Here is a 16,834-nt window from a genome sequence, read left to right on the forward strand (position 1 = left end):
GTGGCGATCCTGCGCGTTTTTTGCCTGATCCTCTGAATATCACCCGCGCGGCGCGTCACCGAACACCGCGTAATCCGGTAATTTCACGTTCTGATACGGCTCCCAGCCGCCGCCGAGGGCTTTATACAGCGCCACCAGATCGAGGCTGCTCTGCACCCGCGCCTGCGCCCGCTGCTGCTCGGCCTGCGCTAACTGGCGCTGGGCGTCCAGCACATCAATAAACGTCGCTATCCCCTGGCGGTAGCTGTCGCTGGCCAGATCGAAGGCGTTTTGCAGCGCCTCAATGGTTTTGCTCAACCCGGCTTCACGCTGCTGATCGGTGCGATAGCTGACCAGCGCATTCTCCACATCGCCCAGCGCCGTCAGCACCGTCTGGCGGTAGTTAAGCACCGCCGCGCCCTGCTGCGCCCGCGCCACTTTCACGCTCGACACCAGCCGTCCGCCCTGGAAGATGGGAATGGAAATCTGCGGCCCAAAGCTGTAGAAATGACTGCTCCAGTCGGTCAGCCAGTCCACTTCGCTGTTGCGCACCCCAAGCTGGCCGCTTAGCGTCAGACTGGGGAAAAGCTGTGCCACCGAAACGCCAATCTGCGCGGTCGCCGCATGGAGATTCGCTTCCGCCTCGCGCACGTCCGGGCGGCGGCGGGCCAGAGTCGAAGGAATACCGGTGGCAATGATGTCCGGCAGTTTCGGTAGCGGCTGCGCGGATCGCAGTTCCGCATCCAGCGCGCCGGGCGGTTTGCCGATCAGGATCGCCAGCGCATTCATCGCCTGACGCTCCTGGGCCTGGTACTGCGGCAGTTGCGCCTCCAGATTGCCTAACTGCGCGCGGGCATTTTCCACATCAAGCTGGGGCGAAAGCCCCCCGCGCTGGCGGTTTTCAGTGAGATCAAAGGTTTCCTGCGCGGTGGCGATCTGGGTGTTAAGGGTGGCGATCACGCTCTGCGCGCCGCGCAGTTGCAGCCAGGCGCGGGCCACTTCCGCTTCCAGCGACACCAGCGCGTCGTTGCGCTGTTCAATTGCTGCCTGCTGCTGCGCGGTGGCGGCTTCCACCTGACGGCGCACTTTGCCCCACAGATCCAGCTCCCACTGGGCGTCAAAACTGCCCTGATAAAGATTGACCGGCTGGGTCAGGGTGCCGAGCGCGCCCTGAAGTTCCGGGTCGAGATCATCAAGCTGGCCGTAAACATCATGGGATTTCAGTTCGCCTTCAATCCCCAGTTGCTGTCGGGTGGCCTGCACATTGCCGTTCACCGCCGGGAGAAACGCCCCGCCTGCCTGATTGATTTGCTCACGCGCGCCGGCAATGCGCAGCACGGTTTGCTGAAGCGAGAGGTTCCCGGCAATCGCCCGCTCAATCAGGCTGTTAAGCTGCGGCGAGTTAAACGTCGTCCACCAGCGCGGATTGACCGCCTGCGAAGTGGTTTGCGACGCCACGCTGCGGTCGCCCGGATCGTTAAAGTGCGACGTCGCAGGCGGTGCGGGCTGCTGATAGTCCGGTCCAACGGCACAGCCCGCCAGCAACAGCGCCAGTAAGGTTAAGGACGGGTAAGATTTCCTGTACATGTTAATGTGCTCCTGCGCTGCCTTCGCTTTTCACCGGCGAAAGCAGTAAACAAAACGGGATCAGCAGCAGGGCCACTGCGCTTAAAAGGGTGAAAACGTCCACATAGGCGAGAAAACGCGACTGTTCGATCATCGTCTGGTACATCTGCCCGGTGGCGATGCTGGTGGGGTCGCCCACCAGCGAGGTAAAGTTGCGCACCGCCTGCGCCGACTCGCGCACCGCAAGCTGAAACTGCTCGTTAAACGGCGTCATATGCTCGCTGAGATAAGCGCTGTGCGCCTGGGATCGCTCAGTAATCGCCGCGGTGGAGAGGGAAATCCCCACCGAGCCCGCCACGTTACGGAACATGGTAAACAGCGCGGCGGCATCGGCATTAAGCTGCCGGGGAATGGTGATAAAGGCGATGGTGGTGAGCGGCACAAACAGGAAGCCAAGCCCGATGGACTGCGCGCTGCGGAACAGCACCAGGGTTTCGAAATCGATATCCGGCGTCAGATTGCGCGACCAGAAAAATGAGGCTGCAAGACAGGTAAAGCCGAACGCGATGATCCAGCGCGTCTGCACGATCGGCATCAGTTTGAGCACCAGCGGAATGGTCAGCACGATCAGCACCGCCCCTGGCGACAGCACCAGCCCCGACCAGGTCGCGGTGTAGCCCAGATCCTGCTGCGCCAGTTGCGGGATCACCACCGAACTGCCGTATAAAATCATCGCCATCCCCGCCATCAGCAGGCTGGAAACGGCAAAGTTTTTGTCTTTCATGACGTGGAGATCGACCACCGGCTTTTTGGCATACATCAGCCAGTAAATCGCGCCAATAATGCCGATAAGTGTCAGTACGGCGAAAGTGCGGATAAACCCGGAGGCGAACCAGTCGTCATCTTCCCCGCGATCGAGCATCACCTGCAAACAGCCGAGGCCGAGCGCGATAAGCCCGATCCCGCTCCAGTCGATAGAGAGTTTTTCTTCTGACTTTTTCTCCCACGGCGGATCTTCCAGCAGCTGATAAATCGCCAGCACCGTGACGATACCGACCGGAATGTTGATGAAAAACACCCAGCGCCAGGAGTAGTTATCGGTGATCCAGCCGCCAAGCGTCGGCCCAAGCACCGGGGCGACGATAATAGCAATCGACGACAACCCAAAAGCCTTACCGCGATCTTCCGGCTTAAAATAATCGAGCAGCACCGACTGCTGCGTCGGTTGCAGGCCGCCGCCGAAAAAGCCCTGCAGGATGCGGAACAGGATGATTTCCCACAGCTCCGTCGCGATGCCGCACAAAAACGAGCATACGGTGAACATCACAATGCAGATCAGGAAGAACTGTTTGCGACCAAACACCCGGCTGAGAAACGCGGAAATCGGCAGTACGATGCCGTTCGCCACCAGATAGCTGGTCAGCACCCAGGTGGATTCGCTGTAGCTTGAGGAGAGCGATCCGGCGACGTGCGGCAGCGCCACGTTAACGATGGTGGTGTCGAGGATCTCCATAAATACCGCCAGCGTGACGACAATCGCCACCGCCCACGGATTGCTGGCCGGACGCCAGCTTTCATGGCTGTGATCGGTCATTCCAGCGTAACCTTCGGCTCAACGGAGAGTCCCAGCGGCAAAGGCTTGCTGCTGTCCAGACCTTTATCAATAACGATTTTCACCGGCACGCGCTGAACGATTTTGACAAAGTTACCGGTGGCGTTTTCCGACGGGAAGGCCGAGAAGCGCGAACCGCTGCCCTGCTGGATACTGTCGATATGCCCTTCCAGTTCCATGTCCGGGTACGCGTCAATTTTCACGCTGACTTTATTGCCCGGGCGCATCCGCTCCAGTTGCGACTCTTTAAAGTTGGCGACCACCCAGATATTGGGCGATACCAGCGAAAACAGCGCGGTTCCCGCCTGTACCAGCGTGCCGGGCTGGACGTTACGCTTGGTCACGTAGCCGTCAAACGGGGCGCGGACTTCGGTATAGGAAAGATTAAGCTCAGCGTTTTCCAGTTGCGCCTTCGCCTGATCGACCTGACGCTCGCGCGCCTCGACGTTGGTTTCCTGCTGGCGGATCTGTAACTGCACCTGATCCGCGACCTCAAGCTGGGCTTTCGCGCTGGCAAGCTGGGCCTGGGCGCTGCGCAACTGGGCGTTAGCGGTATCGATATTTTGCTGGGTGGTGGCGCGGGGATCGACACCGCGCTGACGACGATATCCGGCCTGCGCATTCGCCAGATCCGCCTCGGCCTTCAGCACCTGGGCGCGGGCTTCATCGCGCTGCGCCGGGTACTGCACTTTTGAGATCGCCAGTTGCGCCTGTGCCTGGTGCAGTTGCGCGGTGGCAAGCCCCAGTTGCGCCTGCGCCTGATCGCGCTGGGCGGTGGCATCACGCGCATCAATGGTTACCAGCAAATCGCCCTTCTTCACCCGCTGGTTGTCTTTAACGCGCAGTTCGGTGACGTAACCTGCGGCTTTCGGCGCAATGGTGACCACATCGCCGTCGGTAAACGCGTCGTCGGTAGTTTCTTCGTTACGGGTTAAAAACCACCACACTGACGCCACGATCACCATGATGATGACCACGATGCCGAGAATGATTAAAGGTTTTTTACCGGGGCGTTTGCGCGCGTTTTTGTTGTCGTTATCCTGAGAATTTTCTGTGGTTGGGGTATTTTCAGCCATAGCGTTGCAACAGTCCTGTCAGTAAATAGCGCGATAATTGCGCCGTTTACTAAAGTTAGGACGTAGCTATACATTTGCCAGGAAAAACTGACAAATTCGCACTAACTGAAAAGAATCAGACAATACCCAACCAGCGCCGCCCACAGCAGCAGCGGAACTGACCAGAGATGGAAGCGCCACCAGATGCGGCGGTTATGGGCCATGCGCAGGGCAATGATATTCGCCAGCGAGCCCGGCAGCAGACCGAAGCCGCCGACGTTGACCGCGAAAGCCAGCAGGACGCCGGGCGGCACGTAATTAAGCAGCAGAATGGTCGCCGGAACGTTGCTGATAAACTGCGACAGACCAATGGCGGTAAGCCAGAGTCCCGGTTCTGACAGGCTGCCGACCCCGTTAAGTGCCCCCTGTAACAGCGGCAACTGGATCAGCAAGTGGACGTCAATAAACATCGCCATAAACACCAGCAGCAGCGTCCAGTCCACGCTGATTACTACCCGGCGGGCGAGCAGCAGGAAGCCGATGGCGAGGGCGATAAGTCCCCACAGTTCCTGCTTAAGCTCAAGAGAGGTCAGAAAAATGACGTAGAACCCGAGGCAGATCCACACCAGCCGCGGCTGCCATGTGGGAGTCTGCGTGCCGCTGTGGTAGCTCAACGCTTTTTTCGGAAACGCAAACCAGCACATCACCATAAGCGTCGCCATCATTGCCAGCGCCAGTGGGGCCATCTGCGCACAGAAGGCGGCAAAAGAGAGACCGGAGCGCCCCCATAACAGGATGTTTTGCGGATTACCGATGGGGGTTAACAGTGATCCGGCGTTGACCGCCAGCGCTTCAAAGATGATCAACCGGTTGACCGGGATCTCGCACAGTTTTTTGAGCGTAATGGTCAGCGGCACCACGATAAACAGCGCCACGTCGTTGGTCAGGAAAGTGGAGAGCAGCGCCGCCGCCAGCACCATGAACATCGCCAGCCGACGCTGAGTCGCAAAGCGCCGGACCATACGTCGCCCCAGCACATCAAAATAGCCGGAAAGTTCGACGCCTTTGGTAAGTAGCATCAGGCCGCTGAGGGTAATAATGGTGTGCCAGTCAATGGCGTTAATCCATTTTGCCGGAGCAAAGGGGACGAAAATGCTGAGCGCCGCGCCGACAAGCAGTAACAGATGGAAGAAACGATCGCGCGCCAGGGCGCGCACGAACGGGAGGTTCATTCAGCGGGCTGCCCTTGCTGGAGGGTAAACAGACGAAAGCGTTCCAGCGTCTCCTGACTGACATGGTGCTCCATGCCTTCGGCGTCGCGGCGGGCGATTTCCGGGCTTACGCCCAGCACCAGCAGGAAACTTTCAACAATCTGGTGACGTTCGCGGCTTTCCTGGGCCAGCTTCTCCCCTTCTGCGGTGAGAAATACCCCACGCCAGGGGATTTGTTCAATAAGCCCGACGCTGGCCAGTCGCTTTAACATCTTGGCAACGGTCGGCTGGGAAACGCCCAGTCTTGCAGCCATATCCACCTGTCGCGCTTCGCCCACTTCGCGGATCAGATCGGAAATTAACTCAACATAATCATCAATTAACTCGCGTCGGTGCGCTTCACGTACCTGACGAAATCCCTCGACATGTTCTTCAACATTCACCAGTTGCGTCACTTTTTTTATTGTTGGCTTGCCTTCGCGACGACTCATTGTGCTTCCTCGTTGGCGTGACGCGAAAAACGCATCATAGATAAGTGCGCTCATTGTAAACCATCGTCACACAAGAACAAAAAATTAACGTATTAGCCATAGCTATAGAATATAGCCTGTGCTATATCTGTATGTAATACAGACACCGTCAGGAGGTCTACGATGAACGAATTCAAGAGGTGCATGAGCGTGTTCAGCCACTCCCCGTTTAAAGTCCGTTTGCTGCTGTTGAATATGCTGTGCGATATGTTCAGCACCAAACCGCAGCAGGATGACAAACCTTCCCGTTAATGCGGCGTCGCGGTACGCCGCTTCATTTTTCTGTCACATATCCCTGCCACACTGAGCCTCATATATAAAAAAAACGTATTATTTGTCTGTTTTGCAATCATTCTCGCAAAACATCGTTGTCACGCCTGTTGACCTTCCCCACGCCTCGCTCTATCTTCTCGCAGCCCTGCACAAATGTGGTTCGCGGATAGGATCCCTCCTCATCTTCACACACTATCCCGCAGGTTTTGACCCTTGACGCCAGGGTGAGCACATGGCGTTTTCGCGATAGTGTCCTATGAATGTACTGATAAAAGAAACGCTCGCTGCCCGTGGGTTTAACATTAGCCCGTGGGTTGGTTTTTATTTTTTGCAATCCTTATTAATCAACTTCGCCCTTGGATACCCTTTAAACCCGTTTTATGCGGTGGCTTTTACCTGCGTGCTGCAACTGCTCTGGCGTCATGCCCCGCGCCTGCAAAAAGCACTGATTATTCTCTGCTCGCTGGTCGCCGCCTCCTATTACCCGTTCGGTCAGGCCTACGGCGCGCCGAACTTTAATACGCTGCTGGCGCTGCACTCCACCAACATGGAAGAGTCCACGGAAATCCTGACGATTTTCCCGTGGTACAACTACGTCATCGGCCTGTTCATTTTTGGGCTGGGCGTTATCGCTCTGCGCCGCAAACATCACACTGCCGTCGTCTGGAGCAAATGGGATCATCTGGGCATTGCGTTCTGTTTAGCCGCATTGCTTTCCTCTCCGGCCTACAACTACTATTGTGGCTGGGGATTTCATCTTAAAGACATCGGTTATCCGGTGGTGCGTTTTGTTAAAGATGTGGTGGTGAATAACCGGGAAGTGGTTGAAGAGCAGCAGCGCATGGCGCAACTCTCCGGCATGAAGGACACCTGGACTATTACCGCCGTGAAGCCGAAATATCACACTTACGTGGTGGTAATCGGTGAAAGCGTGCGCCGCGATGCGATGGGCGCATTTGGCGGTTACTGGGATAACACGCCGTTTGCCAGCCAGGTGAAAGGTACCTTCTTTACTGACTATGTAGCGGCCAGCGGTTCGACGCAAAAATCGCTGGGCCTGACGCTCAACCGCGTGGTGGATGACAAGCCCCAGTATCAGGATAACTTCGTCACGCTGGCGAACCGCGCCGGATTTCAGACCTGGTGGTTTTCCAACCAGGGACAGCTCGGCGAATACGACACTGCCATCGCCAGCATTGCAAAGCGTGCCGATGAGGTGCAGTTCCTGAAAGATGGCGATTATCTAGCCAATAAAAACGCCAAAGATGACGCGCTACTGAAAATGACCGCGCAGGTGTTAGCCACGCCGCGCTCGCAGCCGCAGCTTATCGTCCTGCATTTAATGGGTTCACACCCGCAGGCCTGCGACCGTACCGGCGGTAAATACACGGTGTTTGTTCAGTCGAAAGAGACTTCCTGTTATCTCTATTCCATCACCCAGACCGATGAATTACTGGGTAAGCTGTATGCGCAGTTGCAGGATGCGGGGAGCAGTTTCTCAATGGTCTATTTTTCCGATCACGGGCTGGCGTTTAAAGAGCGCGGGAAAGAGGTGCAGTATCTGGCGCACAGCGATACCTTTCAGCAGAACTTCCAGGTGCCGTTTATGGTGCTGTCGAGTGATGATAAAACGCATCGCGTGATTAAAGCCCGCCGCTCGGCGAATGACTTTTTGGACTTTTTCTCGCAGTGGACGGGCATTACTGCCAAAGAGATCGTCAGCCAGTACCGGTTTGTCTCCTCGCAAAAAGCGGGTCCGACCTACGTGACAAACTTTAAATTGCAGAAAGTGGATTATAACCACCTGGGAACGGATATTTTCGAGACCAAAACGCGCTAAATCTGGACAAAAAAAATCCGCCCGGAGGCGGATTTTTTATATCACTTGCGTGATTAGAAACGGTAGCCGACGCCTGCGATCCAGGTACCAACATCAACGTTACGGATGCGGCTCTGCTCGTAGGAAACGTCAAGAGCAACGTTTTCCATCGGGTTGAACTGCATACCTGCGCCGTAGGAGAAACCGTAGTCGCTGGTGTCAGCAGTTTTGAAGCCGTCTTCACGCTGCTGGAATTTACCGTAGCCTACACCCACAACACCGTAGATGCTCGCCCAGTCATTGATACGGAAAGCCGGACCACCGGTGATGCCGTAGTATTGTGCTTTGTTATAAGCGCCGTCTTCGGTACGATCTTTTTCGGTGTAAGTGAAGGAACCGATGTAGCCCAGCGGGGTATCATTTTCGTAGCGGTATTTCAGGTTGAAACCGTTAGCTTTGTTCGCCACGCCCTGTGCATCGCTCTGTGCGTAACCGCCAGAAACGGTAGAAGCTGCTACAGCGGAACCTGCGGAAACGGCCATAACAACAGCCAGTGCTGAAAGACATGCAATTTTTTTCATAACCACCTCAAATGTGCTTCAAGTAAGTCCTAAGTTTTAAATATATCAAAAATAGTGAGGAAACTCTTTGCGCATTACGATGTCTAACGCGCCATTTCCTGTAACAGAACATTTCTGCTACCCACTATCTCTTTCAAAAAAAAGCGCTTTTTTCGCATAAGTCGCTATTTCTACGCGATCGTCACGACATATTCATCCAGATTAATCCTAAAGGATTGCTTAATAATACGTCAGCCTTTTCGGATGGAATGAATTTTATACCCTAAATAATTCGAGTTGCATGAAGGCGGCAACTGAGCAAATCCTCAGGAGCTTACATAAGTAAGCGACTGGGGTGAGCGAAGGCAGCCAACGCACATGCAGCTTGAATTATGACGGGTATAGTCGGCTTTTTTTTCAATGAATAGTAAACCGCTGAACACTATTTCCATTACACTGCGTCTTTTACTTCATTTGACATAAGTTGACAGGAGAAAGGATGCCTGGTTTGTCTCGTAAAACCCCGGTATGGCTACCGGTTTTAGTCATTCTCGTGGCGATGCTCTCTATCCAGAGCGGCGCATCACTCGCCAAAACCCTCTTTCCACTGATTGGCGCGCCCGGCGTGACGGCGCTACGTCTTGCATTGGGTACGCTGATTCTGGTGCTGGTGTTTAAACCCTGGCGGCTGCGCTTTACCCCGGCGCAACGTAAGCCCCTGCTTTTTTATGGGCTGTCACTCGGCGCGATGAACTACCTGTTTTATCTCTCGATCCAGACTGTACCGTTAGGGATTGCCGTCGCTCTGGAATTTACCGGCCCGCTGGCAGTGGCGCTTTTTGCTTCCCGCCGGGCGGTGGATTTTGTCTGGGTAGCCCTGGCGGTGCTGGGGCTGTGGTTCCTGCTGCCGCTCGGGCAGAACGTTTCCCATGTCGATTTAACCGGCGCGGCGCTGGCGCTCGGCGCGGGGGCCTGCTGGGCGATTTATATCGTCACCGGTCAACGCGCCGGGGAAGAACACGGCCCGGCAACGGTCGCGCTCGGTTCATTAATTGCCGCCGTGATCTTTGTACCGATTGGCGCATTGCAGGCAGGTGAAGCCCTGTGGCACTGGTCTATTCTTCCTCTCGGACTTGGCGTGGCGGTGCTCTCCACCGCACTGCCTTATTCGCTGGAGATGATTGCCCTCACCCGCCTGCCCACGCGTACCTTCGGAACGCTGATGAGCATGGAGCCCGGCCTTGCTGCCCTCTCTGGGATGGTATTTCTCGGTGAAACCCTGACGATGACCCAGTGGCTGGCACTGTCAGCGATTATTGCCGCGTCAATGGGTTCCACGCTGACCCTGCGCCGGGAAGCAAAAATCAAAGAAGTTGATATCGGATAAATTATTCAGTCCTGCATGGTAAATATGCCATGCAGACTTTACTTATGCATGAAAAATAAACTTTCGCGCATAAATAACCTGCCCTGTTAATATTTATTCACATTCTCATTCCGCTTATTATAATTAAGAATCATCTCCCTCTCGCCTTTTAACCATTTGAATATAAAGATATTTTATTTCAACACAGATATTACTATTAAATTGATAGGTATCTTCAGAAAAGCAAACTCTTTAGCCGGTGCTATACTTATTTCCAGTAAATTTCTGGAACACTCAACATCAAGAGGATATGAGATTATGAGTACCGCTAAACTGGTTAAAACGAAAGCGTCTAATCTGCTTTATACCCGCAACGATGTCTCTGACAGCGATAAGAAAGCGACCATTGAGTTGCTGAATCGTCAGGTGATCCAGTTCATTGACCTGTCACTGATCACCAAACAAGCCCACTGGAACATGCGCGGCGCTAACTTTATTGGCGTCCATGAGATGCTGGACGGCTTCCGTACTGCGCTGACCGATCACCTGGATACCATGGCTGAACGTGCCGTGCAGCTGGGTGGCGTGGCGTTGGGTACCACTCAGGTAGTGAACAGCAAAACGGCGCTGAAGAGCTATCCGCTGGATATCCATACCGTGCAGGATCACTTAAAAGAGCTGGCTGACCGTTACGCTGTTGTTGCTAACGATGTACGTAAAGCGGTAGCAGAAGCCACTGACGAAGACACCGCGGATATCTTCACCGCTGCGTCCCGTGACCTGGACAAATTCCTGTGGTTTATCGAGTCTAACATCGAGTAAAGCATAACAATTTTTTATGACCCCTCGCCGCCCGGTGAGGGGTTTTGCACTTTTTTAGTGCACTCCTTTTCCGCCTTTCCCCGCCAGACGTAAACCAGATGTAATAATCACATCACACAACCGTTAAGAAAAGATTGTTTCCTGACCGCGTTTTGCGTTAGAAATAAGCACATTGCAACGCGTGTTCGCAATGCACCAAAACAACGCCCCATATTGGTGCAAACAATCTCTTTTGATCGCGTTATTGTGCCATTTCCTTATGGGTCGTCTTTACAAAACAACAGGTTGTAAACCTGGCACGATTTTTTCATACTGCGTACGTTCTCTCAGGGGATCGCCCCGTGGATATAAAAGGAAATACTATGAAGTCTGTATTGAAAGTTTCCCTGGCTGCACTGACCCTGGCATTTGCCGTTTCCTCTCACGCTGCCGACAAATTGGTTGTCGCAACGGATACCGCATTCGTGCCGTTTGAATTCAAACAAGATGGCAAATACGTTGGCTTCGATGTGGATCTGTGGGCGGCTGTCGCAAAAGAACTGAAGCTGGATTATGAACTGAAACCGATGGATTTCAGCGGCATCATCCCGGCCCTGCAAACCAAAAATGTCGATGTGGCGCTGGCAGGCATTACCATTACTGACGAACGTAAAAAAGCGATCGATTTCTCCGATGGCTACTACAAAAGCGGTCTGCTGGTGATGGTGAAAGCCAACAACAACGACGTTAAAAGCGTGAAAGATCTGGACGGTAAAGTGGTCGCGGTAAAAGGCGGTACCGGTTCCGTTGATTACGCGAAAGCCAACATCAAAACCAAAGATCTGCGTCAGTTCCCGAACATCGATAACGCGTACATGGAACTGGGCACCAACCGCGCTGACGCGGTGATTCACGATACCCCTAACATTCTGTACTTCATCAAAACCGCCGGTAACGGTCAGTTCAAAGCGGTGGGCGACTCTTTAGAAGCTCAGCAGTACGGTATCGCCTTCCCGAAAGGCAGCGACGATCTGCGCAACAAAGTTAACGGCGCACTGAAAACGCTGAAAGACAACGGTACTTACAACGAAATCTACAAAAAATGGTTCGGTACCGAGCCTAAATAATAATTATAAATTTTAATCATTTGTAACAGGGGCGTCCTTTCGCCCCTGCTGTTTTTAAACCACGGTATACAGGAATTCATCATGCAGTTTGACTGGAGTGCCATCTGGCCTGCCATTCCGCTTTTGATCGAAGGTGCAAAAATGACCTTGCTGATCTCAGTCCTCGGCCTGGCGGGCGGCCTCATCATCGGCCTCGCTGCCGGTTTCGCCCGCAGTTTCGGCGGCTGGATCTCAAACCACATTGCACTGGTTTTCATCGAAGTGATCCGCGGCACGCCTATCGTTGTGCAGGTCATGTTCATTTACTTCGCGCTGCCAATGGCGTTTAACGATCTGCGCATCGACCCGTTCAGCGCCGCTGTCGTTACCATCATGATTAACTCAGGCGCGTACATCGCTGAAATCACCCGTGGTGCCGTGCTCTCTATCCACAAAGGATTCCGCGAAGCGGGCCTGGCGCTGGGCTTATCGAAGCGTGAGGCGATTCGCCACGTGATCCTGCCGCTGGCGCTGCGCCGTATGCTGCCGCCGCTCGGCAACCAGTGGATCATCAGCATCAAAGATACCTCTCTGTTTATTGTTATCGGCGTCGCCGAGCTGACACGTCAGGGCCAGGAAATCATCGCCGGTAACTTCCGCGCGCTGGAAATCTGGAGCGCCGTTGCGGTGTTCTATCTCATCATTACTCTGGTTCTGAGTTTTATTCTGCGTCGTCTTGAAAGAAGGATGAAAATCCTGTGATTGAATTTAAAAACGTTTCCAAGCACTTTGGCCCAACCCAGGTGCTGCACAATATCGATCTGAACATCACCCAGGGTGAAGTAGTGGTCATTATCGGCCCGTCGGGTTCCGGTAAATCCACCCTGCTGCGCTGCATCAACAAGCTGGAAGAGATCACCAGCGGCGATCTGATCGTCGATGGGCTGAAGGTCAACGACCCGAAAGTGGACGAGCGCCTGATCCGCCAGGAAGCGGGCATGGTGTTCCAGCAGTTTTATCTGTTCCCGCACCTGACGGCGCTGGAGAACGTGATGTTTGGTCCGCTGCGCGTGCGCGGTGCCAGCAAGCAAGAAGCTGAGAAACTGGCGCAGGAGTTGCTGGCGAAAGTGGGCCTGGCCGAGCGCTCGCACCACTATCCGTCTGAGCTTTCCGGCGGTCAGCAGCAGCGCGTCGCCATCGCCCGCGCGCTGGCAGTGAAGCCAAAAATGATGCTGTTTGATGAGCCAACCTCCGCGCTCGATCCGGAACTGCGCCACGAAGTCCTGAAAGTAATGCAGGATCTGGCGGAAGAAGGCATGACCATGGTGATCGTGACCCACGAAATCGGCTTCGCCGAAAAAGTGGCCTCACGCCTGATTTTCATTGATAAAGGCCGTATTGCTGAAGATGGCAATCCGCAGACGTTGATTGAGAATCCGCCAAGCCCGCGTTTGCAGGAATTTTTGCAGCACGTGTCGTAAGAGCACCCTCACCCCGGCCCTCTCCCTCAGGGAGAGGGAGGTTTTAGTCCCCTCTCCCTGAGGGAGAGGGTTAGGGTGAGGGGTAACTATCACCCTCCCCCAGATTTCTCCCATTTCCAGTCGCCTCCCCAGCTTCCTCTATACTTATCTTTTTGCTGAATTTTCTCAGGAGGAGTCTGTGAAGTGGATCTTGCTGCTTTGCCTGTTCATGATGCCGCTTCATGCGGCGACCATTCCTGGCGTCACATCCGGGGCGACCACCACGCAACCAGAACAACCCGTCGCTGAGCCGGACGTAGAACAAAAAAAAGCGGCCTATGCTGCGCTCGCTGACGTGCTGGAGAACAACGCCTCACGCGAAGAGTTAATCGGTCAGTTGCGCAAAGTCGCCGCCACCCCGCCGCCGGAACCGGTGCCGACCATCACTCCGCCGGAATTAGTCGAAGAAAAAACCGTGCTGGAAAGCGTCACCGCCTTTACCCGCCACTTCGGTGATGAACTGGCCACGCGCTTTGCCCAGCTCTACCGCAACATCACCGGATCGCCGCATAAAGCTTTTAATCCCGACACCTTCTACAACGCCGCGACGCACTTTTTAATGCTGGCGGCAGTGGTGTTTATCTTCTTCTGGCTGGTGCGTTTAAGCGTCACGCCGCTGTACCGCAAAATGGGCACCTGGGCGCGGAAAAAGCACGGTGAACGGGCAAGCTGGGTCCAGCTTCCGGCAATGATCATCGGCGCATTCATTATCGATTTAATGCTGCTGGCCTTGACCTTGTTTGTCGGCCAGGTCGTGAGCGACAACTTCAACGGCAACAACCGTACCATCGCCTTCCAGCAGGGGCTGTTCCTGAACGCCTTTGCGTTAATTGAGTTTTTCAAAGCTATCCTGCGCCTGATTTTCTGCCCGCGCTTTCCCGATTTGCGCCCGTTTGCCGTGAGCGATGCGGCAGCAAAATACTGGCATTTGCGCCTGAGCGCACTCAGCAGCCTGATCGGTTACGGCCTGCTGGTAGCGGTGCCGATTATCTCCAACCAGGTCAACATTCAGGTAGGTGCGGTGGCGAACGTGATCATCATGCTCTGCATCACCGCCTGGGCGCTCTATCTCATCTTCAAAAATAAAATCAGCGTTCAGCAAAGCCTGATCCACCTGGCGGATCGCTCGCTGGCCTTTTTCAGCCTGTTTATTCGCGCTTTTGCGCTGGTCTGGCACTGGCTGGCGAGCGCCTACTTTGTGGTGCTGTTTTTCTTCTCGCTGTTCGATCCGGGCAACAGCCTGAAGTTTATGATGAGCGCGTCGCTGCGCAGTCTGGCGATTATCAGCGTTGCGGCCTTTGTTTCCGGCATCCTCTCGCGCTGGCTGGCGAAAAGCATCACCCTGTCGCCGCACGTGCAGCGTAACTATCCCGAACTGCAAAAACGGATCAACGGCTGGTTTTCCACCGCGCTGAAAGTGGCGCGCATCCTGATTGTCTGTGTGGCGATCATGCTGCTGCTCAACGCCTGGAGCCTGTTTGATTTCTGGAACTGGCTTAATAACGGCGCGGGGGAGAAGACGTTGGATATTCTGATCCGCATCGCGCTGATCCTGTTCTTCTCTGCCGTCGGCTGGACGGTGCTGGCGAGTCTGATTGAGAACCGCCTCTCTTCAGACATTCACGGTCGCCCGCTGCCGAGCGCCCGTACGCGCACGTTGTTAACCCTGTTCCGCAATGCGCTGGCGGTGGTCATCAGCACCATTACGGTGATGATTGTGCTGTCGGAAATCGGCGTCAACATCGCCCCGCTGCTGGCAGGTGCCGGGGCGCTTGGGCTGGCCATCTCCTTTGGTTCGCAAACGCTGGTGAAGGACATCATCACCGGGGTGTTTATTCAGTTTGAGAACGGGATGAACACCGGCGATCTGGTGACCATAGGGCCGCTGACCGGCACGGTGGAGCGGATGTCGATTCGCTCGGTTGGCGTGCGCCAGGATACCGGGGCGTATCACATCATTCCGTGGTCATCGATCACCACCTTCGCTAACTTTGTGCGCGGAATTGGATCGGTGGTGGCTAACTACGATGTGGATCGCCATGAAAACGCCGACAAAGCGAACCAGGCGCTGAAAGATGCGGTGGGTGAACTGATGGCGCGGGATGACATTCGCGGGTTAATCATTGGCGAGCCGAACTTTGTGGGCATTGTCGGGCTGACTAATACCGCCTTCACCCTGCGCGTGACCTTCACCACGCAGCCGCTGAAACAGTGGACGGTGCGGTTTGCCCTCGACAGCATGGTGAAAAAGCACTTCGATCTTGCGGATGTGCGCGCCCCGGTGCAGACCTACCAGGTGCTGGCCCAGCCTGCGACGCCGGGATCGTCCGCGCCGCAGGGGTTACAGCCGCCTGCCGAACCTACGCTTTAAAACGCGTTTGCGCCCAGCGGCGACGCTGGGCTTCATCGAGGAAGGTCCAGGCGATAAAGCGACTCTGCTTTTGCCCCTGGGCCATCTCTTTTTTCACCACTTTTACTGCGCCCGCCTCGGTTAGCGCCCGGTAGAGCGGCGGCAGGTTTTCCCCGCGCGATACCAGCGAGCTGAACCACAGTACCTGGCGACCAAAAGCCTTGCTCTCGGCGATCATCTGGCTGATAAACGCCACTTCCCCGCCCTCGCACCACAGCTCCTGCTGCTGACCGCCAAAATTAAGCGCCCCGTCGCGGCTCTGGCCCAGATTACGGCGCTTGCGCTCGTTACCGGCGCGCGCGCTGGCGGCGGAATCATGGAACGGCGGGTTGCACAGCGTGGCGTCATACTGTTCATTTTTATGAATCATGCCCGGCAGAATGGCCGCCGGATCTTTCTGCCGGCGCAGGCGCACCGCGCGCGTCAGGCCGGGATTGCCGTTAATAATCGCCTGGGCGCTGGCAAAGGCTTCGTCATGCACTTCGGTGCCGGTAAAACGCCAGCCGTATTCATGGTTGCCAATCAGCGGATAGATGCAGTTTGCACCCGTACCAATATCCAGCACACTCGCCTGGCGCGGCACGGTGCCGTCGGCACTTTCGGCCAGCAGATCGGCAAGATGGTGGATGTAATCTGCGCGCCCCGGCACTGGCGGGCAGAGAAAGCCTTCCGGGATATCCCAGTGGGCAACGCCATAAAAATGCGCCAGCAGCGCCTTATTCAGCGCCTTCACCGCGTGCGGATCGGCAAAATTCACCGTCGCTTCGCCGGTCGGGGTGGCAATAATAAAGCCACGCAGTTCCGGGCAGTCCTGGCAAAGGGCGTCAAGATCGTAGCGGCTGTGATGGCGGTTTCGCGGGTGTAAACCCGGCTTCTGGGCAGTCATGGCATTCTCCTTTCAACAGCGGCGTAAGATACCCGTTGCGGGCGGCGGGGTAAATAAATGACGCAGGCTTATCGTATTTAAACAGTAAAAATTACCCCGTCAAAAATCACATACTCTTTTGCGGCACGCTCTTTCGCCGA

At 55.2% G+C, this 16,834-nt stretch carries 15 protein-coding genes; 8 read left to right on the forward strand and 7 right to left on the reverse strand.

The features are described 5' to 3' along the window. Nucleotides 1-39: 39 nt before the first annotated feature. The 5 genes from BM373_RS05995 to mntR all read right to left on the reverse strand — a co-directional run bounded on the left by BM373_RS05995 (nucleotide 40) and on the right by mntR (nucleotide 5,914). Nucleotides 40-1,566, reverse strand: coding sequence for an efflux transporter outer membrane subunit (locus BM373_RS05995; protein ID WP_090460491.1), 1,527 nt, complete (start codon nucleotides 1,564-1,566; stop codon nucleotides 40-42). A gap of 1 nt (nucleotide 1,567) precedes the next feature. Further along, nucleotides 1,568-3,139, reverse strand: a complete 1,572-nt coding sequence (locus tag BM373_RS06000; RefSeq protein ID WP_090460493.1) for a DHA2 family efflux MFS transporter permease subunit — start codon at nucleotides 3,137-3,139, stop codon at nucleotides 1,568-1,570. Further along, on the reverse strand, nucleotides 3,136-4,233 hold the full coding sequence (locus BM373_RS06005; RefSeq protein ID WP_090460494.1) for an HlyD family secretion protein: 1,098 nt from the start codon (nucleotides 4,231-4,233) through the stop codon (nucleotides 3,136-3,138). The genes BM373_RS06000 and BM373_RS06005 overlap by 4 nt, the downstream gene beginning before the upstream one ends. 101 nt (nucleotides 4,234-4,334) lie before the next feature. Beyond that, nucleotides 4,335-5,444, reverse strand: coding sequence for an anion transporter (locus BM373_RS06010; protein ID WP_090460496.1), 1,110 nt, complete (start codon nucleotides 5,442-5,444; stop codon nucleotides 4,335-4,337). Further along, nucleotides 5,441-5,914: a manganese-binding transcriptional regulator MntR gene (mntR, locus tag BM373_RS06015; RefSeq protein ID WP_090460498.1), complete on the reverse strand. Its 474-nt coding sequence runs from the start codon at nucleotides 5,912-5,914 to the stop codon at nucleotides 5,441-5,443. The genes BM373_RS06010 and mntR overlap by 4 nt, the downstream gene beginning before the upstream one ends. Nucleotides 5,915-6,076: 162 nt before the next feature. Here mntR and mntS point away from each other — a divergent pair, with 162 nt between their 5' ends. Together mntS and BM373_RS06025 are read left to right on the forward strand one after the other, a co-directional pair. Continuing rightward, a complete protein-coding gene (mntS, locus tag BM373_RS06020) occupies nucleotides 6,077-6,205 on the forward strand; it encodes a manganase accumulation protein MntS (RefSeq protein WP_090460500.1) in 129 nt (42 codons plus the stop codon). Nucleotides 6,206-6,482: 277 nt separating this feature from the next. Further along, complete coding sequence (locus tag BM373_RS06025; RefSeq protein ID WP_090460502.1) at nucleotides 6,483-8,066, forward strand: phosphoethanolamine transferase; 1,584 nt, start codon at nucleotides 6,483-6,485, stop codon at nucleotides 8,064-8,066. A 53-nt stretch (nucleotides 8,067-8,119) separates the two neighbouring features. Here the strand turns inward: BM373_RS06025 and ompX are convergent, their stop codons facing one another. After that, the gene (gene ompX, locus BM373_RS06030; protein ID WP_090460503.1) at nucleotides 8,120-8,626 is read right to left on the reverse strand and encodes an outer membrane protein OmpX; all 507 of its coding nucleotides are present in this window, start codon (nucleotides 8,624-8,626) and stop codon (nucleotides 8,120-8,122) included. Nucleotides 8,627-9,104: 478 nt separating this feature from the next. Between ompX and rhtA the strand changes: the two genes are divergently transcribed. The 6 genes from rhtA (at nucleotide 9,105) to ybiO (ending at nucleotide 15,769) form a co-directional block, all read left to right on the forward strand. Beyond that, complete coding sequence (rhtA, locus tag BM373_RS06035; RefSeq protein ID WP_090460505.1) at nucleotides 9,105-9,992, forward strand: threonine/homoserine exporter RhtA; 888 nt, start codon at nucleotides 9,105-9,107, stop codon at nucleotides 9,990-9,992. Between the two features lie 297 nt (nucleotides 9,993-10,289). Beyond that, a complete protein-coding gene (dps, locus tag BM373_RS06040) occupies nucleotides 10,290-10,793 on the forward strand; it encodes a DNA starvation/stationary phase protection protein Dps (protein ID WP_090460507.1) in 504 nt (167 codons plus the stop codon). A 362-nt stretch (nucleotides 10,794-11,155) separates the two neighbouring features. Next, the gene (gene glnH / locus BM373_RS06050; RefSeq protein WP_090460509.1) at nucleotides 11,156-11,899 is read left to right on the forward strand and encodes a glutamine ABC transporter substrate-binding protein GlnH; all 744 of its coding nucleotides are present in this window, start codon (nucleotides 11,156-11,158) and stop codon (nucleotides 11,897-11,899) included. A gap of 81 nt (nucleotides 11,900-11,980) precedes the next feature. Next, nucleotides 11,981-12,640, forward strand: a complete 660-nt coding sequence (gene glnP / locus BM373_RS06055; RefSeq protein WP_090460511.1) for a glutamine ABC transporter permease GlnP — start codon at nucleotides 11,981-11,983, stop codon at nucleotides 12,638-12,640. After that, nucleotides 12,637-13,359 (forward strand): glutamine ABC transporter ATP-binding protein GlnQ, encoded by a 723-nt coding sequence (glnQ, locus tag BM373_RS06060; RefSeq protein ID WP_090460512.1) that lies wholly within the window; start codon nucleotides 12,637-12,639, stop codon nucleotides 13,357-13,359. Before glnP ends, glnQ begins: the two co-directional genes overlap by 4 nt. A 178-nt stretch (nucleotides 13,360-13,537) precedes the next feature. Continuing rightward, nucleotides 13,538-15,769, forward strand: coding sequence for a mechanosensitive channel protein (gene ybiO / locus BM373_RS06065; RefSeq protein ID WP_090460514.1), 2,232 nt, complete (start codon nucleotides 13,538-13,540; stop codon nucleotides 15,767-15,769). On the opposite strand, the gene rlmF is transcribed toward ybiO, so the two are convergent. Continuing rightward, on the reverse strand, nucleotides 15,759-16,694 hold the full coding sequence (gene rlmF / locus BM373_RS06070; protein ID WP_090460516.1) for a 23S rRNA (adenine(1618)-N(6))-methyltransferase RlmF: 936 nt from the start codon (nucleotides 16,692-16,694) through the stop codon (nucleotides 15,759-15,761). The two genes, ybiO and rlmF, sit on opposite strands and share 11 nt — an antisense overlap. Nucleotides 16,695-16,834: the final 140 nt, after the last annotated feature.

Origin of the sequence: Enterobacter sp. kpr-6 (assembly GCF_900116015.1) — a bacterium.
GTDB lineage: Bacteria > Pseudomonadota > Gammaproteobacteria > Enterobacterales > Enterobacteriaceae > Enterobacter_D.